At 64.2% G+C, this 23,542-nt stretch carries 18 protein-coding genes; 4 read left to right on the top strand and 14 right to left on the bottom strand.

The window, feature by feature from the left end; all coding sequences use genetic code 11:
- The first annotated feature begins 6 nt into the window (after window positions 1–6).
- Together SPBM01_RS02655 and SPBM01_RS02650 are read left to right on the top strand one after the other, a co-directional pair.
- Window positions 7–492: a GAF domain-containing protein gene (locus SPBM01_RS02655; RefSeq protein WP_188063889.1), complete on the top strand. Its 486-nt coding sequence runs from the start codon at window positions 7–9 to the stop codon at window positions 490–492.
- A gap of 164 nt (window positions 493–656) precedes the next feature.
- On the top strand, window positions 657–1,805 hold the full coding sequence (locus SPBM01_RS02650; RefSeq protein ID WP_188063888.1) for an RcnB family protein: 1,149 nt from the start codon (window positions 657–659) through the stop codon (window positions 1,803–1,805).
- Window positions 1,806–1,860: 55 nt separating this feature from the next.
- Here the strand turns inward: SPBM01_RS02650 and SPBM01_RS02645 are convergent, their stop codons facing one another.
- The 3 genes from SPBM01_RS02645 to SPBM01_RS02635 form a co-directional block, all read right to left on the bottom strand.
- On the bottom strand, window positions 1,861–4,383 hold the full coding sequence (locus tag SPBM01_RS02645) for a putative bifunctional diguanylate cyclase/phosphodiesterase (protein WP_188063887.1): 2,523 nt from the start codon (window positions 4,381–4,383) through the stop codon (window positions 1,861–1,863).
- 143 nt (window positions 4,384–4,526) lie between these two features.
- Complete coding sequence (locus SPBM01_RS02640; protein ID WP_188063886.1) at window positions 4,527–5,345, bottom strand: arginyltransferase; 819 nt, start codon at window positions 5,343–5,345, stop codon at window positions 4,527–4,529.
- Window positions 5,346–5,461: 116 nt separating this feature from the next.
- Window positions 5,462–6,709 carry a threonine ammonia-lyase gene (locus tag SPBM01_RS02635; protein WP_188063885.1) on the bottom strand — a complete coding sequence of 416 codons (1,248 nt, stop codon included), beginning with the start codon at window positions 6,707–6,709 and terminating at the stop codon, window positions 5,462–5,464.
- A gap of 96 nt (window positions 6,710–6,805) precedes the next feature.
- Between SPBM01_RS02635 and SPBM01_RS02630 the strand changes: the two genes are divergently transcribed.
- A complete protein-coding gene (locus SPBM01_RS02630) occupies window positions 6,806–7,675 on the top strand; it encodes an NAD(P)-dependent oxidoreductase (protein WP_188063884.1) in 870 nt (289 codons plus the stop codon).
- Complete coding sequence (locus SPBM01_RS02625) at window positions 7,672–9,369, top strand: amidohydrolase (RefSeq protein ID WP_188063883.1); 1,698 nt, start codon at window positions 7,672–7,674, stop codon at window positions 9,367–9,369. Before SPBM01_RS02630 ends, SPBM01_RS02625 begins: the two co-directional genes overlap by 4 nt.
- Before the next feature lie 50 nt (window positions 9,370–9,419).
- On the opposite strand, the gene SPBM01_RS02620 is transcribed toward SPBM01_RS02625, so the two are convergent.
- From SPBM01_RS02620 to SPBM01_RS02570, 11 genes are all read right to left on the bottom strand, one after another.
- Window positions 9,420–11,180, bottom strand: coding sequence for an MFS transporter (locus SPBM01_RS02620; protein ID WP_188063882.1), 1,761 nt, complete (start codon window positions 11,178–11,180; stop codon window positions 9,420–9,422).
- Complete coding sequence (locus SPBM01_RS02615; protein WP_188063881.1) at window positions 11,177–11,923, bottom strand: FkbM family methyltransferase; 747 nt, start codon at window positions 11,921–11,923, stop codon at window positions 11,177–11,179. The genes SPBM01_RS02620 and SPBM01_RS02615 overlap by 4 nt, the downstream gene beginning before the upstream one ends.
- Window positions 11,920–13,065 carry a glycosyltransferase family 4 protein gene (locus SPBM01_RS02610; protein ID WP_188063880.1) on the bottom strand — a complete coding sequence of 382 codons (1,146 nt, stop codon included), beginning with the start codon at window positions 13,063–13,065 and terminating at the stop codon, window positions 11,920–11,922. Before SPBM01_RS02610 ends, SPBM01_RS02615 begins: the two co-directional genes overlap by 4 nt.
- Window positions 13,062–14,342, bottom strand: coding sequence for a hypothetical protein (locus tag SPBM01_RS02605; protein ID WP_188065517.1), 1,281 nt, complete (start codon window positions 14,340–14,342; stop codon window positions 13,062–13,064). Before SPBM01_RS02605 ends, SPBM01_RS02610 begins: the two co-directional genes overlap by 4 nt.
- Window positions 14,343–14,356: 14 nt before the next feature.
- Complete coding sequence (locus tag SPBM01_RS02600) at window positions 14,357–15,109, bottom strand: class I SAM-dependent methyltransferase (protein ID WP_262504305.1); 753 nt, start codon at window positions 15,107–15,109, stop codon at window positions 14,357–14,359.
- A gap of 64 nt (window positions 15,110–15,173) precedes the next feature.
- Window positions 15,174–16,301, bottom strand: a complete 1,128-nt coding sequence (locus tag SPBM01_RS02595; protein ID WP_188063879.1) for a glycosyltransferase — start codon at window positions 16,299–16,301, stop codon at window positions 15,174–15,176.
- Window positions 16,302–16,303: 2 nt separating this feature from the next.
- A complete protein-coding gene (locus SPBM01_RS02590) occupies window positions 16,304–17,635 on the bottom strand; it encodes an exopolysaccharide biosynthesis polyprenyl glycosylphosphotransferase (RefSeq protein ID WP_188065515.1) in 1,332 nt (443 codons plus the stop codon).
- Between the two features lie 102 nt (window positions 17,636–17,737).
- On the bottom strand, window positions 17,738–19,633 hold the full coding sequence (locus SPBM01_RS02585) for an XrtA/PEP-CTERM system amidotransferase (protein WP_188063878.1): 1,896 nt from the start codon (window positions 19,631–19,633) through the stop codon (window positions 17,738–17,740).
- Between the two features lie 10 nt (window positions 19,634–19,643).
- Window positions 19,644–21,179, bottom strand: a complete 1,536-nt coding sequence (gene xrtA / locus SPBM01_RS02580; protein WP_188063877.1) for an exosortase A — start codon at window positions 21,177–21,179, stop codon at window positions 19,644–19,646.
- Window positions 21,176–22,402 carry a TIGR03087 family PEP-CTERM/XrtA system glycosyltransferase gene (locus SPBM01_RS02575; protein WP_188063876.1) on the bottom strand — a complete coding sequence of 409 codons (1,227 nt, stop codon included), beginning with the start codon at window positions 22,400–22,402 and terminating at the stop codon, window positions 21,176–21,178. The genes xrtA and SPBM01_RS02575 overlap by 4 nt, the downstream gene beginning before the upstream one ends.
- A complete protein-coding gene (locus SPBM01_RS02570; protein WP_188063875.1) occupies window positions 22,399–23,472 on the bottom strand; it encodes a FemAB family XrtA/PEP-CTERM system-associated protein in 1,074 nt (357 codons plus the stop codon). The genes SPBM01_RS02575 and SPBM01_RS02570 overlap by 4 nt, the downstream gene beginning before the upstream one ends.
- Window positions 23,473–23,542: the final 70 nt, after the last annotated feature.

The raw sequence follows: 23,542 nt of genomic DNA, 5'->3' as shown, positions 1-23,542 counted from the left end.
AACAGCATGTATGATTTTGCCCCCACCGATGCCGCCGACAAGGCGACGCTCTACGCCGACCTGCTGTCCGCCGCAGAGGCGCTGACCCGTGACGAACCCGATGCGGTTGCCAATATGGCGAACCTTTCGGCGTTGATCTGGCAATATCTGCCCGACCTTAACTGGGCAGGATTTTACAGGCTGGTCGGCGACGAGCTGGTGCTGGGTCCGTTTCAGGGCAAGCCTGCCTGCATCCGCATCCCGATGGGCCGGGGCGTATGCGGTGCAGCGGCGGCAAGCCGGGAAACGCAACTGGTGGAGGATGTCCATGCTTTCCCCGGCCACATCGCCTGCGACGCGGCCAGCGCATCGGAAATCGTGGTGCCGGTGCTGGTCGAGGGCCGCCTGATCGCGGTGCTGGACCTCGACAGCCCGCGTCCTGCCCGTTTCGACTCGGTCGATGCGCGCGGACTGGAGGCGCTGGTAGCAGCGATAGCCGCACGGATCGGCTGAGGCGTTAACCCTCTTTCCCTGCCCTACCCGATATTCCGACCCGTTTCGGGACAGGATTCCACTGCCGCAAGCGTGGATAGGCGCGGATCGCCATGCTAAACAGCGCGTTAGCATTTTGATCCGCGCCCGCCTGTTTGCGCGCCGGAAAACAGGGAGCATTAACCATGCGGATATTGGGGCGGACTTCGGGCTTTCTCCTTCTGGGCGCCAGCATCGCGTTGGCGGGAGTGACTGCCCCGGCGCTGGCCGGGACCGGCGCGGCGATGCCCGCGATGGGCAAGGGTTGGTCCGGGCCGAAGCCGGGGATGGGCGGCGTGCGTCCGGGGATGCAAATGCCCCACCACGGCGCGAACCGTCCCGGCATGGGTTGGAATGGCGGCAATCGCTGGGGTCCGCGCCAGAATGGCCGCTGGTATGCAGGCTGGCGTGCGCCGGGCGGCTGGAACGGTTATCAGCGCCCGGTCTATGGCTATGTCCTGCCGCGTTACTGGGTCAGCCCCAGCTATTATATCGGCAATTATGGTACCTATGGCCTGCCCGTCCCGGCTTCCGGCTATGGCTGGTCGCGCTATTATGACGATGCGGTCATGACCGACCGTTATGGCCGGGTCTATGACAGCCGCAGCGATGTGGCGTGGGACCGGTATGAGGGCGGCTATGGACCCGATGGCGGCTATGATGCGCCGCGTCGCGACAATGGCCTTGGCGGCGCAGCCATCGGCGCAGTCGTCGGCGGGGTTGCCGGCAACCGGATCGCCGGGCGCGGCAATCGAACTGCCGGCACGCTGATTGGCGCAGGGGTAGGTGCCATCGCTGGCATGGCGATCGACAAGGCGGAGGATGCCCCGCGCCGGGGCGCTGCGCCGCCGCGTCGCGCAGGTGCAGGCTATGATTATGGCTATGGCGTCGGCGATGACGGCGTCACCACGCAGAATGATTATGAGGGCCGTTGGGAAGGCACCTGGACCACGGCGGATGGCCGACAGACCAGCGGCAGTTACGAAGGCAGTTTCAACGGCGCAGTGCGCGGACGCGGTGTCGATTATGATGCGCCGCCCTATGCCGGTGCGCCGCACTGGTCGCAGGGGCATGGCTATGGTCAGGGTTATGGTCAGGGTTATGGCGCGCCGTCGCATGTCGTGACGCAGGGCGGCGGATATGTGTCGGGGGGCTATTATTACCCCGCGCCGATCGTCACCACCATAACGGTGCAGCCTGCAATGACGACCACGACGACGACAAGCTACGTCACCGAACGGGTGGTCGCGCGCAAGCCGGTGCGCCGGGCACGCAAGGCCTGCCGCTGCAAATGAAACTGATGGAATGACGGAAGGGCCGTGCCGGGCGACCGGCGCGGCCCTTTTCCTATCACAGGGCTTTGGGTGGACGGATCATGGCAAAGGGCTGCGGGCGGCCCAGCAGGAAACCTTGTCCGATAATGCAGCCATGCCCCAGCAGCAGCGCCGCCTGCGCCGCCGTCTCCACGCCTTCGGCCACCACGTCCATGCCAAAGCTGCTGCCCAACTTGACGATGGCATCGACGATCGCCGCGTCGCCTGCATCCTGTTCGAGATTGCTGACGAAACTGCGGTCGATCTTCAATATATCCACCGGATATTGTTTGAGGTGCGTGAGCGAAGCAAAGCCGGTGCCGAAATCGTCGAGCGCGACACGGACACCGGCCTGCGCGAAATGGCCTAGCGCCCGGCCGACCTGGCCAGCGCCACGGCTGAGGAACACGGATTCTGTCACTTCGATTTCAAGATGCGCGGGCGGAATATCGCTGCGCGCCAATTGCGCCAGCAGGCGATCGGCAAAGTCGCCATCGGCAAAATCGGCAGCGCTCGCGTTGATCGCCACTCGGCCCGGATCGACCCCGGCGCGCAGCCAGCGGCGCAGATCGGCCAGCACCGCGTCCACCATGCACCGGGTCAGGCCGACCGCAATTTCGCCATGGTCGAAGCCTGCGGCAATCGTGCCGGGCAATTGCACGCCAAGGCGGGGATGCTGCCACCGCAGCAGCGCTTCATACCCCAGCACGCGGCCCGTGCGCAGATCCACCTTGGGCTGATAATAGGGCATCACCAGATGATCGGCCACGACCTGCCGGGCCATGTGCAGCATGGAACTGCGTTGCTGCGCCGCTGCCCGCAGATCGGAATGGAACAGCGTCAATCGACCGCGCCCGGCGGCCTTTGACGCATAAAGGGCAAGGTCGGCGGCCTTGAGGACATCCTCGGCCCGCTCGCCATGGGTGCCGAACAAGGCACCGCCGATGCTGACACCGCAATCGAGCGAACGGCCCTGATAGATATGGGGAAGACGGACGCTTTCGATAAGAGCGGCGCTGCACGCTTCCAGCGCAGCCGGATCGGTCAGCGATGGCGCGATCAGGCCGAATTCGTCGCCGCCCAGACGCCCCAGCACGGCATCGGGCGGTGCGGCCGCCGCCAGCCGCCGGGCAAAGGCGCACAACAGCGCGTCACCCGCATCATGGCCCAGCGAGTCATTGGTGCGTTTGAGATCATCTATATCGAGCAGCAGCAAGCCGAACCGTTCGCCCGCCAGCCCGGATCGCGTCGCCAGTTCTTCCAGCGACGCCTGCCACAGCGCCCGGTTGGGCAGCCGAGTCATAGGGTCATGAGTCGCGGCCCAGCGGATGCGATCTTCCGCATCGCGTTGCTCAGTCACGTCCAGAAAAGTGACGATGATCCGCTGCGGCCGCCCCGATTCCGATCGGGTGGTCCAACCCGTGCTGCGGATCCAGCGCAATGCCCCGTCATCGGCACGGTGGATGCGCAATGTCGCTTCGAAATGGGGCGGCACCGCGCCGGTCGCCACCGCGTCCAGCATGACCCGCAATTTTTCCCGGTCGTCGGCATGGACCAGCGACAGCGACAGGCCGTTCGTCGCGGGCTGATCCGCACCGATGCCCAGCATCGCGCGAAATTCGGGCGACCATGTGCGCGCGCCTGTGACGGCGTCGAAATCCCATATGCCCAACCGCGCCGATTGCACCGCAAGGCGAAAGCGCTCCTCACTGTCGGTCAGCGCGCGCTGCGCCAGCTTCTGCGCGTGGACATCCTCCAGCGTGCCATACCAGCGCACGATCGCGCCTTGCGCGTCGCGCCGCGCGGCGGCACGGGCGCGCATCCAGCGATAGCCGCCCTGGGCCAAGTGGATGCGATAATCGACATCGACCGGCGCGCCGCTGACCAGATGCAGCGCCCACACCGCGATCACCCGTTCCAGGTCATCGGCATGGAGCGCCGTCAGCCATCCTGCACCCAGCGTCTGCTGCGGAGTCAGGCCGGTGAGGTTCAGCCAGAGCGGTCCCACTTCCTCTATCCCGCCATCGGGCGATGCGGTCCATGGAACCTGCGGGCTGAGATCGACCGACCAGCGATAATGGTCGCGGCTTTCGGCCAGCGCCTTTTCGAGCGCGCGGGCCTGCCCATCATGGCGGTCGTGAACATCCTCCACCGTGCCATAATAACGAGTAGCGATGCCGGGCGCCTGCACTCGCAACAGGCGAATGAGACACCAACGCCGTTCGCCATCAGCAAAGGTCAGGCGCAAGGTCAGCGGATCGGGCGCATCCTGCCGCGCGGCTTCCAGCACGGCACGACGCCCCGCCCGGTCGAGCATTGCACGCCAGCCGTTCGCCATGGGATCGATCGCGAAACGCAAGGGCTTGCCGCTGCCCTGCGCTTCCATCGCAAGCAATTTTCCCCGACCGTCAGCGACCAAACGCGACAGCGACGGAGACATAGAGTCGAAGAAAGGCGACGACAGTAATTCGTTGCGATAACGAAACAAACTATCGGCAGGAACGCTATGTCCCAGCGCCAGCCGGAAGTCGTCAAATCGGCGATCAGCAAAGCGATCCATCGCCTGCCCCCGATCCTGTCATCCTCATCCCGTTCATGAAGATGATGACTAGAGCAAAAAGTTAAACAACTTGGCCATCATCACACCATTTCCGTCGCATTTACAGTAGCGGACAGAAAAGCATGGAATATCCGCACGTTCCGCTATTTGCGGAACATGCTCGCCAGTTCCACCGGCAAGGGTGGCTCGTCCCGTTGGGCTACATCGCGAATGGCCTGTTCCTGTTCGTCCGGGTCGAACCGGACCCAGCCAGTACGGCTCAGCTTTTCAAGTGGGCGATAGCGGACCTTATATTCCATCCGCTGCGACCCATCGACCCAATAGCCCAGATACACATAGGCCAGCCCTGCCCGCGACGCGCGCAGGATATGGTCCATGATGATGAAGTTGCCCAGCCCCTGACGATGGTCCAGCGTGGTATCGAAGAAGCTGTAGATCATCGACAGCCCGTCGCCCTGCCGGTCGGTCAGGCACGCACCGACCAGCCGACCCACGCGCCCGTCAACGCCGGGTTCGCGATATTCCACGACATGACTGTCCACCGGGGTCTGTTCGACCATGTCGGCGAAATCCATTTCGTCCATTTCTGTCATGCCGCCACCGGGATGGCGCGCCGACAGATAGCGCTGGAGCAGCGCATATTGCTCCTCGGTCGACCAGGGCTTGCACGCCGTCACGACCAGGTCGCTGTTGCGGCGGATCAGTTTACGCTGGGTCGCGTTGGGACGAAATTCACCGGCGACGACGCGCACCGAAACGCAGGCGGAACAATCGGCACAACTGGGGCGATAGGCGACATTCTGGCTGCGGCGAAAACCGATGCGGCCCAGCGCATCGTTAAGCTCGGCCGCATTGTCGCCATTGAGTTCGGTGAACACCTTCCGCTCGCTCCGCCCCGGCAGATAGGGGCAAGGCGATGGGTTCGTCACGAAGAAGCGAGGAAAACGAAAGGGTGCAGTCACGCTCCAATATCCCCTTCGTGTCGGCGGCGCGGGTCGATCATTTGCCGACTATGCCGACCCCATGCGCGTATGAAAAGAGCATTTACCACGAAAAGTTAACAGAAACCTGTCAGCCGTCAGGCAACTTCGATCGGCGCGACTTCATAGCCCGCTTCGCCCAGCGCGGCGATAAGCCGCTGAAGGTGCGCACGATCGCGGGTTTCGCACTCCACGTCCAGGCTCAGCCCCTTGGCGGGCAGGTTGGTGAAGATACGCTGATGCGCCAGTTCCAGGATGTTGACTGCTTCCTGATCGAAGATTTTGGCGACATGGAACAGCGCGCCGGGCCGGTCCTGCAAGATGATGCGCAGCCGCGCGAGGCGACCCGACCGGGCAAGGTCGCGCAGCAGGACGTTGGCGAGCAGGCGGGTGTCGATATTGCCGCCGGTCAGGATCAGCCCGACATTGCGCCCGGCAAATTGTTCGCGATAGGTCAGCAGCGCGGCAAGGCCAGCGGCACCCGCCCCTTCGACCACGGTTTTTTCGATCTGGAGCAGCAGGCTGAGCGCTTCTTCCAGCCGCCGTTCGGTGACCAGCAGCATGTCGTCGGCCAGCCGTTCCACCACCAGACGGGTATTGTCGCCCGGTTGCTTGACCGCGATCCCTTCCGCCAGCGTATCGCCGTCGCACGGCAGGTCCGCGCCCTTGATATAGTCGTACATGGACGGATAGAGTTCCGCCTGCACGCCGATCAGGCGGATGTCGGGCTTCATCGCGCGGGCCGCCGTGGCCATGCCGGAAAACAGGCCGCCACCACCGATCGGGATGATCAGCGTGTCGATTTCCGGCGCATCTTCCAGCATTTCGAGCGCAACCGTCCCCTGCCCGGCCATGATCTGCGGATCGTCAAAGGGATGAATGAAGGTCAGCCCCTGTTCGACTTCCAGCAGTCGGGCATGGGCATAGGCGTCGTCGAATTTCTCGCCATATTGCACGACGGTCGCGCCATGACCCTTGGTCTGCGTGACCTTCACGGTCGGCGTGGTCATTGGCATGACGATAGTGACCGGCACGCCCAGCCGCTTGCCATGATAGGCCAGCCCCTGCGCATGATTGCCCGCTGACGCGGCGATCACGCCCTTGGCCTTGGACGCTTCATCCAGTTGCAGCAGGCGATTGAGTGCGCCGCGTTCTTTATAGGCGGCGGTAAATTGCAGATTTTCGAATTTCAGCCACACTTTGCACCCCAGCATGTCCGACAGCGTCTGGCTGATCAACGTCGGCGTCTTGACGATGGCACCTGCAATACGGGTGCGCGCGGCAAGGACGTCATCGACGGTGATGGGCAGCGGCAGGGCGCTCTCGATCTTGGCAAGCGTGTTCATGGGGTCGCCCCGTAACGCAAAAATGCGGTGGAAGAAACTGGCACTGTGCCAAAACTGGCCCTATGGCTGGACCACAGGCAACATATTACGAGGCATATGGCTAACATCGCGTTTATCGGCCTGGGCGTCATGGGCGGCCCGATCGCTGGCCATCTGGCAAAGGCGGGGCATGACGTCACCGTCTATAACCGTTCCATCGGCAAGGCGAAAAGCTGGGCGGAAGCCTATGGCGGCACCGTCGCGACCAGCCCGGCGAAAGCCGCCGAGGAAGCCGATATCGTCATCAGTTGCGTCGGCACCGACGATGATCTGAGCCAGGTGACATTGGGCCGCGAAGGCGCATTTCGCACAATGAAGCAGGGGAGCCTGTTCATCGACCACACGACGGTTTCGGCGCGGATCGCGCGGCAATTATTCGTGGAAGGCGAAAGCCGGGGCATCCACAGCGTCGATGCGCCCGTGTCGGGCGGTCAGGCGGGCGCGGAAAATGGCAAGCTGTCGATCATGTGCGGGGGCAGCGAACCGGCGGTCGCCGCCGCCAGGATCGTGATGCAGGCCTATGCCGCGCGCATCGTCCATGTCGGCGGCGCAGGCGCGGGCCAGACGACCAAGATGGTCAACCAGATCTGCATCGCAGGCGTGTTGCAGGGACTGTCCGAAGCATTACGCTTTGCGCAGGCGTCCGAACTGGACCTGGACAGCGTGTTCGAAGCGATTTCGGGCGGCGCGGCGCAAAGCTGGCAGATGGATAATCGCTGGAAAACGATGGCGCAGGACAGTTTCGATTTCGGTTTCGCAGTCGATTGGATGCGCAAGGATCTGGGGCTGGCGCTGGATGAGGCGCGGGCCAATGGCGCGACGTTGCCGGTGACGGCGATGGTCGATCAATATTATGCCGATGTGCAGGCGTTGGGTGGGCATCGGCAGGATACAAGTGCGCTGGTGCGGCGGATTACGCGGGCGTGAGGGGCGCGCTGATCGCGGGACTGGCGCTCGCTTTACCCCTGCCCGCTCTGGCTTCCGGCGTGATCGACAATGTGAACGGTATTGCGGTCGATCCCAATGGCCGGATCGTGCGGTTCGGCGCGCTGCTGATCGATGATGAGGGGAAGGTCGAAAAGCTGATCCCCGGTCGCTATCAGGAACCCGAATATAAGCCGAAAAAGCCCAAAAAGGGCCAGCCCTGGCCGGAGCGACCCAAGGGGTTGTCGTTCAGGATGGACGCGGGCGGCAAGACGATGATCCCCGGCCTGATCGACGCGCATGGCCATGTCATGAGCCTGGGCCTGACGCTGGTCACGATCGACCTTTCGGATACTACGTCGCTGGCGCAGGCGCAGGCGAAGATCCGTGCCTATGCGCAGGCCAGCGATGGCCGCAAATGGATCATCGGGGCGGGTTGGAACCAGGAAAAATGGGGGCTGGGTCGCTTTCCCACCGCTGCGGAACTGGATGCGGCAGTTAGCGATATTCCGGTATGGCTGATGCGAGTCGATGGCCATGCGGGCTGGGCCAACAGCGCCGCGATCCGCGCGGCAGGCGTGACGGGGGCGACCAAGGCGCCTGCGGGCGGCAGGATAGAGATGGTGGCGGGCAAGCCTGCGGGCGTATTCGTGGACCAGGCGATGGACCTGATCGAAAAGGTCGTGCCGCCGCCTGCGCCCAAGGATCATGACATCGCGCTGGAAAAGGCGCAGCGGGCTTTGCTGGCCACGGGCATTACCGGCATAGCCGACATGGGGACGAGCATAGAGGATTGGCAGGCGTTTCGCCGATCGGCCGATCGCGGCGCATTGCGCGTGCGGATCATGGCCTATGCGGCGGGGCTGACCAACATGACGCTGATCGCCGGGCCGGAACCCACGCCATGGCTGTATGACGACCGGCTGCGGCTGGGGGGCGTAAAGCTGGTGCTGGACGGGGCGCTGGGGTCGCGCGGAGCATGGCTGAAGGCCGATTATGCCGATGCGCCGGGGCAGCGCGGATTGCCGATGATTCCGGCCACGCAGTTGCGCAACATCATGAGCCGGGCGGCGATGGATAATTTCCAGATCGCCACCCATGCGATCGGCGACGCGGCCAACAGCGAAGTGATGGACGCTATTCAGGAGTTGTCGGAAACCTATAAGGGCGACCGGCGCTGGCGCATCGAACATGCGCAGATCGTCAGCCCGGCCGACCTGCCGCGCTTTGCCCAGTTCGGCATCGTCGCGTCGATGCAGCCCGTGCATGAAGCGTCCGATTGGCGCATGGCGACGGCGCGCATGGGCGAGGGTCGCCTTGGCGGCGCTTATGCGTGGAAGGCGATGCTGGACAATCGCGTGCCTTTGGCCTTTGGGTCGGACGTGCCGGTGGAAAGCCCCAACCCCTTCCCCGGCATCGCCGTGGCGATGAGCCGGGAGGACGCAAAGGGCGAGCCGGTAGGCGGGTGGATGCCGCAGCAGCGCGTGAGTTTCGAAAGCGCGCTGGACGGCTTTACGCGGCAGGCGGCCTATGCAGGCTTTGCGGAAAAGCGCTTTGGCAGTCTGGTGCCGGGGCAGCGGGCGGATTTCGTACTGATCGACCGGGATATCTCGACGGCGCGGGCAGCAGATATTCGCGATACGCAGGTGCTGGAAACATGGATCGGCGGCAAGCGGGTGTTCGTGCAGGGGCAGTAAGAGGCTTCACAGCTTCGTCATTGCGAGCGTAGCGAAGCAATGACGGGAAATTACATTGCGTTGTCGGCGGCGTTCAGGGCATCTTCGAATGTGTCGGGCAACGGCGGCAGTACCGGGCGGTCGCAGCCCTGTTCCTTCATGTGCGCGCGCAGGGCGTCCATGCGGCCCAGATTCCAGCGTGCCAGCGGCACGCCGAGCGGGCGAAATTCGGCGCGGTCGAACAATTCCAAGACATAATTTTCGCACAGCTGATCGACCTGATCGAGCGTCAACATGCCAAGGTTCATGACCATCGGCTTGCCCGGCACACCATCGCGCCCGCGCACCAGATCGGTGACGTAAAGCCCGCCGCGCGGATCGACCAGAACGACATCGGCCTGGCTGGAATCGATCAGCCGGTGACTGGCCGCATAGGGTGCGACGAAGGCGTGGATGCGCCAGACGAAGAAGATGCTGGCAAGGCCTGTGATGACCAAGCCGATGACCAGCGGGCGCAGCGCCCCTGCCGGTCGAAACCGCGCCCAGCCAAGCCCCGCCAGCAGGCAGAAGGGACCGATAAAGCCATGGGCGTAGCGGAAGCCCCAGCCATAGCCCTGCGCCAGCGCCAGCACGCATCCTGCCAGACAACCAAGCGCGAGCGGCAGCGCGATTTCCCGCCCGACGATCATTGACCGCCAGCGCATCGCGGCGATGCCCAGCGCAGCGAGCGGGACCATCAATATGTTGTTCCATGCGACGAAGCGGCTGAGATTGACCAGCGGTTGCCAGCGGTCGCCGAGCCGTTCGAACAGGCTGCCTACCTTGTCTGCGACGCCAGCGGACGGGCGCACGTCGGCGGGTGCGCCCAGTGCATCGAGCAGAAAAGCGGGCCATAGCTTTGCCCAGAGGATGACGATTGCAACCAGAGTGAGCGCGTGGAAAGCCGCGACGGTCCAGCGCCGCGCCAGCAGCATCCACAGAATGAATGGCGCAATGAAAATGGGCGGGAAATGCCATTGGTGCAGCCCCGCCGCGACCAGCGCGACCAGCCCCGCGCTGCCATGACCAACCACCCCGCCGCGCAGCACCAACGCCAGCCACACCATGTTGAGCGCGAAATGCCCGGTCATGGCATAGGGCGTCATCGCCGTGATCCACAGCTGGCTGGAGGAGAAACCCAGCAGCACCGTGACCCACACCGCATCGGGGCGGTCCGGCATCAAATGCAACGCGACGCGCCAAAGCGCGAACAGCCCGGCCATCAGCAACACCGGCCCGGCCAGATTGGGATCGCCCAATTGCCAGAACAGTGCCTGGATCGCGCTGTTCACCGGCAGATAGGCCGCCGTCCAATAATCCGCCGCGCCAAAGGGGGAGAAGAATTCAGGCATGATCGCCCGGCGATAGGGTTCCCATTCTATCGGGATCGGGCGGGCGAACATGCCTTCGCGCATATAGGCGGCGGCGAAGCGGGCGACTTCCTCATCGCGGGAAATCGCATAATCCTGAAACAGGGCGTAATGGCCCGCCCATGCCGCCAGCCCCAGTAGGACGATGAGCGGCACGACGATCCGTGCGGTGGGAGGCGGCAGGGTGATCCCCCGCCCTTCCGCCCATGGCGCAGCGAGCGCAAGCAGCAGCAGCGAACCGAACAGGGCGGGAAAATCCTGCGACAGGAACAGGATGACCGCCAGGCTGATCCCCTGCCGATAGGTAACATGCCACACAAAGGCAGCGCCCAGCCACAGCGTCAGGCCGATCGCACCCGCCAGCAGCAGGCGGCGCGCGCTGACATGGCTGGCGACGGTGCTGGTGACGCTGGCGACGCTCACGCCGTGACCAGCGTCCGGTTGACGAAGATGCCGTCCATTTCGACCAGCAGGGGGAAATGCCCCTTATTATTGGCGAAGAAGGCGGACGGCAGGAAAGCGCGTGCCTCCAGCCAGTCGATCATATCGCGATAGACAGTGCCGCCTTCATAGATGGGGCGCACGCCCAGTTCGGTCTGCACGCCCAACATTTGCGCCAGAATATCCCCTGCGCCTTCGCACACGGCCATGTCGTGGCCCTGCGTGTCCATCTTGAGGAAAGGGCGCTTGAAACCATGTTGCGCCACCAGTTCGGGCAACAGCGTGTCGAGACGGCGACATTGCATGTCGACCGTCTGCATCACTTTGTTGCGGTCGGCGAAGATCGCGTCCTGCGCGCCTGACGGGGTCTTGAGTGACGAAAACTGGTCGGCGGCCATGATGTTGAAACTGGCGGGACCGTCGAAATCAGACAGCGCCATGTTGAACACATGCCAGTGGCGGTCGGGCGCGGCGCGTTTTTGCAGTTCGGCAAAAACGGCAGGGTTCGGTTCGAACGACAGGATCATGCCTTTATAGCCTGCGTCGCGGCGGGCCATGGTGGCATATTGGCCGCGATTGGCGCCGACGTCGAACAGGCAATCGACGGCGAAGGCCGACAGGAAACGGCGCAGCGCCTGAATTTCGGGATATTGGTGAACACGACCGGCCAGCGCCAGACGCACCGCCAGCTTACGGTCGGACAGTTCGCGCAGGTATCGGTTCATGCGCGCGCGGCCAGGACGGTGTGATAAATGCCGATCGTCGCCACGCCCATGTCGTTCCAGTTCCCCATTGCATCGCCATAGGCCCGCGCCCGCGCACCCTGTTCCTGCCTGATGGCCGCGCTTTGCACCAGCGGCAAGAGGGCGGCGGCCAATGCGGGCGCATTTCCTGCGGAAGCGCGAGTCGCCACGCCGTCGGGCAACTGGCCGAACATGCCCGCATCCGACGTGACCATAGCCTTGCCATGGTGCAGCGCGGACAGGAAGGCACCGCTCGAATCGATATGGCGGTAAGGGAAGGCGATCATGTCGGCCTTTGCCATATGGGCGTCGAGGCGGCCTTCGGTAAGGAAGCCAAAGTCGGTCAGCAGCCGGTCGGAAAAGCCTGCCTGCGCGACCTGCGCCAACAGGGGGGCGACATCCATGAAGGGCTTGCCCGCCAGCACCAGTTCGAAATCACGGCCCGCCTGCCAGAGCGAAAGGCAGGCATGGATGAGCAGATCCACGCCCTTATAAGGACGGATCGTGCCGAAAAAGAGCAGGCGGGGCCGCGTGGCATCGGGGACTGCGGTGAGGTCCGCTGCGCTGGCGGGGGCGAGGCGCATCGGCGGGTGCGGCGTCATATGGATGCGGGCGGCGTCCACCCCCTGCCCGATCAGCGCGGCGCGGGTCGTGTCGCCATGCACGACCAGCGCGTCGAACTGATCGAGCAGCGCGCGATAGCCGCGCCCCTGCACCCCGGCATCGGCATGATAGGCGTCCGCGTTGTGGACGGTGTGGACGAGCGCGGTGCGGCCCTTCAGGCGGCGCAACATCATGGCGTCGGCGGGGGCGAGCGGCAGCCACTGGACATGGACGAGATCAGCGTCGCGCATGGTCTTCAGGTCGCCCAGCGCGCAGGACAGGCCATATTCCGCCGCCTTGGCCAGGCGAAAGGCGCGGCCTTCGCCCAGAGCGTCGCGTAGTGCTTCGCTGCGGCGGAAAAAATGCGGAGTGTAGGCGTAACCGTGCGGCACGATGGCGTCGGTCGCGCGCATCGGACGACCGAGCAGCGTGACATCTGCCCCCTGCCCGGCCAGCGCCGCGCACAGGCTGTCATCATAGCGCCCGGTAAAAAGCGACGGGTCGAGCATTGCGACTTTCATGCCCGTGCCAACCGATTGAGCGAAAAGAGGTGCAGCGCCGCCACGCCGATCATGGTCAGCGCATAGAGCGCCAGAAATGCCAGATCGAAGCGTTGCGGCCATAGCGCCAGTGCCAGCGGCACGCTGAGCAAAGACCCGACAAGAAAAGGCAGCGAACGGGCGAGCAGATGGGTGAACCGTCCCAGAGCCGATTGCACATAGACCGACACGCAGATCAGCGTCAGCGCCGCGAGCGCGACGACGATCAGGATGATGTCCGCCTGGTCGATGCTGGCCTGCCCGTTGAACAGCATCATGAACAACCAGTCGCCCACGACCAGCAACAGCGCCGACAATATAGCCGCGAACAAAAAGGCCGCCAACATCGCACGGCCAAGCAACTGACGCAGCCGCACGCTTTCGCCTGCATGATAGGCGCGAGTGATGCGCGGCAACGCCGCTTCCACCACGGCGCGGACCAGCATCGACAGGGCGCGCGACATTTTGAAGAAAAAGTCGAAGATCAGCATCGGCCGCGCTTCCCCCGTCACCATGGCGATAGTGAAATAGGGCGCGTTATAGGCAATGATGTCCGACACCGTGAACAATGCGGACGCACCGATGTCGCCCAGATAATGGGTGCGGACATGACCGCCGCCGACGCGAAACGCCATCCAGTGACGCGCGCTCATGCCCAGCCGACGATGGACATGGGCGATGGCCCAGCCGATGACGGCGATGCTGACCGCCAGTTGCAGCGCGACCGAAAGGCGCGGGTCAAGCCCGGACAGAATCGCCAGCAACAGGCCGATCGTCACCACCCGCCGCCCGCAATCGAGCATTTCCCACAGGAAATTGCCATCGACCGCCGCCAGCGCCCGCTTGGCAAGCAATCCGGGCAAATTGAGGCAGGCCGACAGGAAGAATAGCAGGAACAGCAGCGGCGTTCGGGTCGACAGCGCGCCCGCCGCCAGCGCGAACAGCAGGATCAGCGTGGCACCCAGTATAAGCAGGCCAAGGAACAGGAACAACACCCCCATTTCCTCCAGCCGGAACGCGCCATCGTCCCCCACGCCGCTGCCCAGCCAGTGCCGCCGCAGCCGGGCGTAGATGATGCTGGTGAGGCCAAATTCCGCCGATACCGTGAAGTTGCCGAACGCGACGAGCAGCAGAAATGCCTGAAACTCCGCCAGTGGCAGGACGCGCACGAACACGAAAGTGACGGCAAAGCCCCAGATCAGGACCAGCCCGACATTGGCGAGCTTGACCAGCGCGAGGATGCGGGCGGACCCTTCCATCCGCGCAAGACTGCTCACCGTGGTGCGGCTCCATCCACCTTGCGGGCGCGGAACAAGCGGTCGTCGAGCGCATGGAAATGGCGCAGGTCCGCGTCCAGATCGGCCGCGTCGATTTCCTCCAGGTCAAAGCCCGCCGCACGGATGCGGTCGGCGAAATCAGGGCCATATTGACGGACATGGTCCCACTGGCCAAAGCGGCGTTCGCGTTCGCGCGGCGGCATGGCGTAGCTGCCATCCTCGGTCGGCTTGTCCCATAATGGCACGATCAGCCAGGCTTCGCCGCCGGGCTTGAGCGCGCGATGGATGTTGCGCAGCACGGCCATATCGTCCGGCACATGTTCCATCACATGACTGGCGTAGAACAGGTCGTAACGGTCGGCATCGGCCAGTTCCATCAGGTCGATGCGCGTGATGTTCGGCACGCTGTAACGCGCCGGGTCGAGATCGGCCGGGATATAATCCTTTGCCACCGAAAAGCGGCGGACGAGGCTGGCTTCATTGGGGGCAAGATGCAAAATCGCGCCATCGACCGGCACCGTCAGGCGACCATGGGCGATCAGCCAGTTCATCAGCCGTTCGCGCGGCGACGCCCCGCATTGCGGGCATCCCCATTCCGCATTGTCGCCATAGCGGAAGAAGCCCACCACGCTGGCACCGCAGGCCGGGCAGGACCGGTTCCGCTGCGCGCCCAGCGCCATGCGCGCCTTGAGCGACGCTCTGGTCAGATATTTGCCGACAGCCTTGGCCACCCGCTGGACAGTAATCACGGCATTCTCCGCATGGGGACAGGCACTGGCCTATACAATATCGTAGCGCGTTGGCGAGAGGCTCTCAGCGTGACTTGGCCGGATTCCAGGTCGTGACGGTGCGGCCGCTCATTGCGCGCAGTACCCCTTGCAGGGTCGCGGCATAGGCGATCAGCACGTCGACCAGCGCAGCGAACGGCCCGCTTTTCATGCGAATACCCAGCCAGATCACAAGCGCGACGGACAGTCCGCCCACCATATAGAGCGTGGGCGAGAACCGCATAGCCAGCGCGCCCGCCGCCACCGCGCCAGTCAGGATGAACAGACCGCCGAACCAGCGGACGATCTTGCGCGAGGCATATTTGAAGCGGTCCACCGCTGCCATCTGCCGCAATTGCGGAAGCAGATGGCCATGCGTATGCCAAGCACGAGCGGCGATCCGCACCTTGCGCCGATATTCGTCTTTTCGGGCCGTGACCAAACGTTCGCGTGCGATCACGTCCTTCGCCTTCACCAGCCGCTTGCCTGCAAATATCACCGCCATCGAGACGGTGAGGTCGTCCAGCACGCTATCGGGGAAATCGGGATAGAGGCTCCGGCGGATCGAAAAGATCGATCCATCTGCGCCCAGCACATTGCCGGTGCGCGATTCTTCGTCCTTCAACCGCTCCTCGATCCGCCAATAGAGCGAACCGACCGAGGCAGTCGCGCTTTCGTCTGCGCCGATATAATGGAGCGACCCCAGCACGCCGCCCACGTCCGGGTCGGCATAGCGGGCAAGCAGATGGTCGATGGCGTCGGCGTCCAGCAGAACATTGGCGTCGGTGAAGATCAGTATGTCACCGCGCGCGCGGGCGGCCAGTTGCTTCATGCCGTGCGCCTTGCCGCTGCGCCCCGGACCCCGGATGAGGGTGACGAGGCCATCCTGTGCCGCGATCAGATCGCCAGTACCGTCGGACGATCCATCATCGAAGGCGAGTAGTTCGAGCGTGGGATAGCGGCGTTTGAGCATCGCGAGATTGGCGAGCTTTTCGGGCATCGCATCGGCTTCATTGTAGGCGCAGAACAGAAGGGAAGCGCTGGGCGGCGGGCCGGGAACGGGCGTTTCGGGCCGGGTCGGCAATGCGCGCAGGATCAAGGGATAGAACAGGAACGGCCATAACACCGCCACCAGCGAAACGAGCAGCAATGCGCCAAGCAGCAGGTCGGTCATGCTCAATAGGCCTTGTGATGGACAAGCACGCCCAGCGTCGCAAAAATGATACGCAGGTCGCGCCACACCGACCAGTCGCTGACATATTCCAGGTCCGACTGGAGCCGGTCGATCAGATCCTGATGATCGTCGGTCGACCCCCGATGGCCGCGCACCTGCGCCAGGCCCGTCATGCCCGGCTTGATGCAGTGGCGTTCCCAATAGCGCGCATCGACTTCCCAATAGAGGCTGTCACCCGCTCTGGCAGCGGCGGCATGGGGGCGTGGGCCGACGATGCTCATGTCGCCTTTCAGCACGTTGAAGATCTGTGGCAGTTCATCGATGCTGGTCTGACGCAGGAAAGCGCCGACCCGCGTCACCCGGTCATCATCGCGCGTGGTCAGCTTTGCGGCTTTGCTGTCGCTCGCTTCGCTGCGCATGGAACGGAATTTGTAGATGGAGAAGGGGCGCGCATCCTTGCCGATGCGGGGCTGGCGAAAGATGATCGGGCCGGGGCTGGTCAGTTTCACGGCAAGGGCAGCGGCCATCAGCAAGGGCAGCAGCAGAATGGTCGCGACCCCTGCGACGATCAGGTCGAACAGGCGTTTGACCAGCCGGTCGCGAAACTGAAGCGGGCCGCCTGCCACGATGATAGTGGGCTGGCCGTCAAACTCGTCAATCCGCGCGGGCGCAAAGCGCAGCAGTTCAGGCACGACGATCTCACCACGCGCCGACAGCGATTTCAGCGCCGCCGACCAGTCGCTCATACGTTCAAGCGGACAGGCGACGATCACCCGTTCCGCCATGCCGACGGCTGCGGCCAGCCGCGCCGCCATGTCGGCATCATGCCGATGCGGGTGCAGACCGGCGGCATCGGCGTGCAGCACCGCCATATGCGGCCCGGTGTCGATGGTGACGCCATCCATGATGACGGCGGTCAGCAGCGGTACGTCGCCCAGCAACCTGTCGCCCAGTCGCGCGACGGCGACCCGAACCAGCGCCAGCATGACGCCACCAGCGACCAGACCCGCGACAAAGGTAAGCCGCGACAATTGCTCCGCCATTTTGCCGAGATAAACGATCAGCAGCATCAGCATGGCGGCCTGTGCCAGGGCCAGCAGCGCGCGAAATATGCCCCGCCGCAGCCGGCCTAGGGTGTTGATGCCATAAGCGCCACCCTGCACCGCCAGCAGCGCATAGAGCGGCGCGACCATCGCGAACATGATGAGGCCGTGCGGCTTGCCCGGTTCCCCCCACAGCGCGCCCAGCACGAAATAATTGGCCGCAAGGAAAGCGCCGAACAGCCCGGCCATGTCACCGGCAAGGCACAGGGCGTAGAGCCGCAGCCGGACCATTTCCTTGGAGACTGTCACCGCTGCGCCCTGCCTATCGCCATGCGTCCCGTTGGCACCGGCGGGCGCGGGTTGCAAGGGGGAGACTTATGCCCAACGATCGCGTCACACCCCGAAAAGCCGCGTTAGCGACTTGTCCAGCATCAGCAGTTGCCATAGCAACCGGCCATGATCGGCTATGCCCGATTTATGATCGGCCGCGACCTTGGCCAGCATGGCGGTGTCGAACCAGCCGGTGCGTGCAAGAGCGGAGCCACCCGCGATCGCTGTCGCCTCGCCTGCCAGCGCGCCGCGAAACCAGACGCTGATCGGTGTGACGAAACCCATTTTCTGGCGATAGAGAATGTCCTGCGGCAGGAACGGCTCCATCGCCTTCTTCATCAGATATTTGCCGCTATTGCCCCTGATCCGCTGGTGAACGGGCAGGCGTGTGGCAAATTCGACCAGCCGGTGGTCGAGCAAAGGCTCGCGCGCTTCCAGGCTGACGGCCATGCTCATCCGGTCGGTCTTGGTCAATATGTCGCCGGGCAGCCAATATTTGATGTCGGCATATTGCGCCCGGTCGAGCGGATCGCGCGCGGGGGCGTCGGCCATCGCCCTGATATAGCGATCTTCGGCCCGGTATCCGCCCAGACGACTGCGTATGTCCTGCGTGAACAGGCGCTGGCGCAGGGCGCGGGGTGTCACGCCGACCGACGCGGCATAGGCTTCGCCGCCATCGCCCGCCAGTTCAAGGAAAGTCGATTTTGCCCGCAACGCGCGCGGCGCCCAGTCGGCCTTGGGATAGTAACGGCCCAGCGTGCCGAACACAGACTGGCGGATGGACGACGGGATCATGCCGCGCACCCGCTCCCCCTGCATCTGGAAGCGGTGGCGGCGATAACCGGCAAAGGCTTCGTCCGCGCCATCGCCCGACAGCGCCACCGTTACCTGTTCCCGCGCCAGTTCGCATACCCGGAAAGTGGGCAGCGCGGACGCATCGGCAAAGGGCTCGTCGAAATGAAAGGCCAGGCGGTCGATCAATCCATAATCATCGGGTGATACGATCCGGCTGCGATGGTCGGTGGCGAAGCGGCGGGCGATGCGGTCGGCAAAGGCCGTTTCATCAAGTGCCGCCACGTCGAAGCCGATGGTGCAGGTCTTGACCGCCTGAGACGAGGCTTCGGCCATCAGCGCGACCACGCTGCTGCTGTCCACGCCGCCGGACAGGAACGCGCCCAGCGGTACGTCGGCGACCATGCGCGATCGCACCGCCTGCCGCATCAACGCGACCAGTTCTTCTTCCAGTTCTTGTGGCTTCGCCTTCGTCCGATCCGCGAAGCTGACATCCCAATAGCGCTGCGGCTGCGGCAAGGGCCGCCCGCGCACCAGCCGCAGCGTTTCACCCGCGCCCAGTTTGCGCACGCCTGCCACCATGCAGGCGTCGTCGGGGACATAGCCATAGGCCATATAATCCTCGACCGCCGAAAGGTCGGGCGCGCGGCGCAATAATGGATGGGCGAGCAGGCTTTTCAGTTCCGACCCGAAGATCAGGCTGCCGTCCGAGAGCAGGGCGTAGTGAAGCGGCTTTACGCCCAGCCGGTCACGCACCAGCCAGAGCGATTGCGCCCGTGCGTCGAACAGGGCGAAGACGAACATGCCGTTGAAGCGCTGCACGCAATCCTCGCCCCATTGGCGATAGCCGTGGAGAATGACTTCGGTGTCGCTATGGGTGCGGAACACATGGCCTTTGGCCTCCAGTTCCGCGCGGACTTCGGCGAAATTATAGATTTCGCCGTTGAACACGACCGCCAGCGCCTCATCATCGGTCAGCATCGGCTGTGCGCCCGCCTCCAGGTCGATGATCGACAGGCGCAGATGGCCAAGGCCGACACCCGGCGCGGCCCAGATACCGCTGCCGTCCGGGCCGCGATGCGGCATCGCGTCCAGCATCGCGCGCACACGCGCCGGGTCGACCGGCTTTGCCGTTTCGAGGTGGAAGATGCCTGCTATACCGCACATGCCCGTATCCCTAGCGGATGCCCGCGCTTCGGTCTGCCAAAACCTTTATGTCGCCCAGATCGGTCAGGAAGGCAGTGATTGCTGCATCGACGGGCTGGCGATCCCCCTCCTCCGCCGACACGATGATCGCCACGGCGCGCTGGTCGCGGCCCAGCAGGCGCGCCTGCATCGTTTCGATCTTGACGCGGGGCTTGCTGCCGGTCGGTGCGCCCTGCCCCACGACATAGAAACTGACCGCATGGCGCACGACCGGGCCGGGCGCGGTAATCTGTTCGCCGCGTCCGTTGGCTGGCGCGGGAGCGGGCGAGGACCAGACCCATTGCGAGTCGGGATCGGCGGCGCCCTGCCCGAAGCCGACCAGCTTGCGGCCCTCATCCTGCCGCGCATAGGTGGCGATCGTCAGGTCCACGGTCTGCCCGGCAGCGTTGCGATAACGGGCCGCAACATAATGATCCGCGCCATCGAACCGGGCTTTCCATGGATAAGCCATCGGCGCAGCAACCCGGTTCCAACCGCGCAGGGCAGGCAGGTCGAGCGTTGGCGGCAGGGGATCGGCAGCGGCTGCGGTTGCAGCGAGCCAGAGCGGCGCAGCGGCGATGAGTGCCAACGCGCCAAGCGCGATCCTTCCTGCGCCCAACCGCCCCCGGACGGCACCCTGCAACAGGCGGGGGTCGAACCATGGGTCACCCGGCCCGCGATCGAAAAAGGGCCACGCCACGGCCATCACGACTGCCATGATGATCGCAAAGAACACCCAGCCATAGACGACATGGTCAAAGCCCACGGCAGCATCCACACTGGTCAGGTGCGCGACCAATATGGTGGCAAAAGCGCGCACTCCATTGGCGAGGATCGACAGGGTCAGCGCACCGCCCAGAAACAGCGCGCGGCGCGACCAGCTGCGAAAACAGACATTGCAGACCAGCACGCCATAGGCGGTCATGGCGATCAGGAATTTCGCGCCCGAACAGGCTTCGGCCACTTCGAAATAGCCGGTCGGGGTGGTGATGAAGATACCCTCCATATGCGCAGGCACGCCCGACAGATCTAGGAAGAACATCGCCAGCCGCGCCGTCAGCAATTGCAGCGGCGGCACGATTTCCTCGCCAAACGGCACCATGAAGAAGGCGTAGAATAGGGGAAAGAGCAGCGCACGGGCCACCGCCGGGCCGAGCAGTGCGATCGTCGCGCCCTGTAGCATCATGACGAGTGCGCCATGGCGGACCATCGCCACACCGGCGGCGGCCCCGACCAGCCAGGCCAATGCCCCCAGCCCCAGCCAGACCAGCCCCGGCGTCCAGGCGACCGGCTCCAACTGTCGCAGACCGACCAGGCGTTGTTGCACCAGCCAGGCGATGATCGGTGGAATGAACAGGCAATGGCCAAAGGTCGACGCTGTCCACCAGATCGACACCATGCTCCATACATCGTCATGGAACAGCGCCAGAATCGCGAGCGTAACGACGCCCAGCGCGGTCAAATGCCCGCGCCATCCAGTCATATCGACCAATGGCATCCGGGCCAGCGGGACCGCGCGATCGATCATGCCGCCTGTGTGGCGGAAGCAGGCACGCCCAGCAGCAGGTCGGGCAATCCGGCCAGTGTCGCTGACCAGCGATAGCGCGCCTCCATGCGCGCGCGCGCCGCCGTGCCGATCGCAACGCCGCGCGCCGGATCGGCCAGCAGGGCAATGATCTTGGCGGCTTCCTCAGCCGGATTCGCGGCGATCAGAAATTCGCGGTCGTCCGCCGCGTCGATACCTTCGGCCGCTTGCGGCGATGCAACGACCGGCTGGGCCATCGCCATTGCTTCCAGCACCTTGTTCTGGATGCCACGCGCGATGCGCAGCGGCGCGACGACGACATCGGCCGCCGCCAGCCAGCCGCGCACATCGGGAACACCGCCGGTCACGATCATGCCGGGCAGGTCGGCCAGCGCGGTTACGGCCTTTACCGGATTGCGCCCGACAATGGCAAAGCGCGCATCGGGATGGACGGTCTGAATAGCAGGCAATGTCTGGCGCGCGAAACTCTCGACCGCTTCGATATTGGGGCGATAATCCATTTGGCCGGTGAACACGAGCAGCGGACCAGCCCCATGATCGACTGCCGGAAAATCGGCAGCAGGATCAAAATAGTCGAGCGCCACGCCATTTTCGAGTGGAACGATCCGATCGGGGCCAAGGTCGCAGGCATCACGGAACAGCGATGCTTCGGCTTCGCTGACGAAGGAACAGACGTCGGCGCGCGCGGCGACTCGCCGCTCGAAATCCAGCAGGACGCGCCCTTCGCGCCGGTTGATCCAGCCCATCGGTCCCCGCTCCTGCGCGCCATAAGTTGCATATTTGGCCGAATCGAAATCTACGAAATCCATCAGGAAGCGTATGTCGGCGGGCAGCACGGGTACGAAATGCGCCATTTGCGCGGAATAGGCGACCACCGCACGGATCGGGTGCCGGGCCAGTGTCGCCGCGACCCATTGGTGCAGCCCGCGATGATCGAAAAGCGACACGAGCATCGACTGCCGCCTGGCCAGTCCGCTCAGTCCGGCGACGATTTTCGAGCGGTCACGCCGCAACACGCACTGGCTGGCCGACACCTGCGCCATGTCGGTGGCAAAGCCCATGTCGCGGTCGTCATCGGCAAAGCAGCCGACATGGACCGGCGCAACTTCCATCAAACGTGCAAGCAGATGGAAAGAACGGATCTTGTCACCCCGGTCCGGCGGAAAGGGAATGCGGTGGCACAGGAACAGAATGTCGCCGGTCATCCCAGCCCCTTGGCGATATGCGGGCCGATCAGGGTGGCGATCGATTCGGGCAGTTTCTTCCACAGTTCCACCTTGCGCCGATATTGCGGCGAAAGCGGATTGACGTCGCGCGTCTCTTTACCCGGCGCGGTACGCAGATGATAGCCGAGCGGATCGCCTTCGAAGCCCCAGGTTTTTTTCCACGCCGCTGGCCCTGTGCCAACTTTCGACCGGCCAAAGTCGAACGTGGCAAGGCCACGTTCGCGCGACTGGCGCATCAGCAGGAAATAGAGGACTTCATTGGAGCGCATCGCCCGCGCGCCATCGGCCGCGCCATGCCAATAGGGCATACATGCGCCGCAATGATAGAGGCTGATGACAGCCGACAGGGGCTTGCCATCTTTCGACACCATGGCGATGTCGGCGTCCGCACCAAAGCCGTCCAGCACCGCGTCGAACAGCGCGCGGGGGAATACAGGCGTGCCAAGATTATGGACGCTGTGCGCGTAAAGGCGATAATGGATGTCGCGCAGGCGCTTGTCCCGGCCACATTCAAATATCAGGTCGTTGCCCAGACCTTTACGGATTTCGGCGCGATGCCGTTTCGGCACGGCCTTCAACTCCGCTTCGTCATCGACCGCCAGGGGACGCGAAAAGCCCAGATAGGCGTCGGCCTTTTCCTGCCACGCCAGGTCGCCGGGAGCTTCGCCGCCGCGCAATTCCAGCGTCGCGCAGCCCAGTTGCTCCGCCAGCGTCCATGCCGCATCGGCCAGCGCTGCGCCTGCCTTGCGATGCGTGGTCAATATTCCGCCATCGACGGCAAAACCGCTGCCGACCAGCGCACGCCCGAACAAGGCTGACCGAATATAGGTCAGCGGCAGAACACCGACGATGCCTTCGCCCGGCGCGCGCGCGACCAGCATCCGCGCTTTCTGCCCCGTGCCACGTTCCACCCCCATGATCCATGCGGGGCGGTGAAAGGGCGTCGATTGCGGATGCGCCCGCACCCATGCGTCCAGTTCGGCCACGCAGGCCGGATCGGCCAGCCGCGCTTCCTCGACGAGGATCGCCATCGTGCTGATCATGTTCATGGACGCCTTATCCCCTTGCAAACCCTGTCCTGCACTAACCATCAAGGGCTGAACATTTCGTATCCGTTTC

The sequence above is a fragment of the Sphingobium sp. KCTC 72723 genome, from assembly GCF_014280435.1.
In the GTDB taxonomy this organism is placed as follows: domain Bacteria; phylum Pseudomonadota; class Alphaproteobacteria; order Sphingomonadales; family Sphingomonadaceae; genus Sphingobium.
The sequence above is the reverse complement of the archived record's forward strand: the minus strand, read 5'-3'. Positions and strand labels throughout refer to the sequence as shown.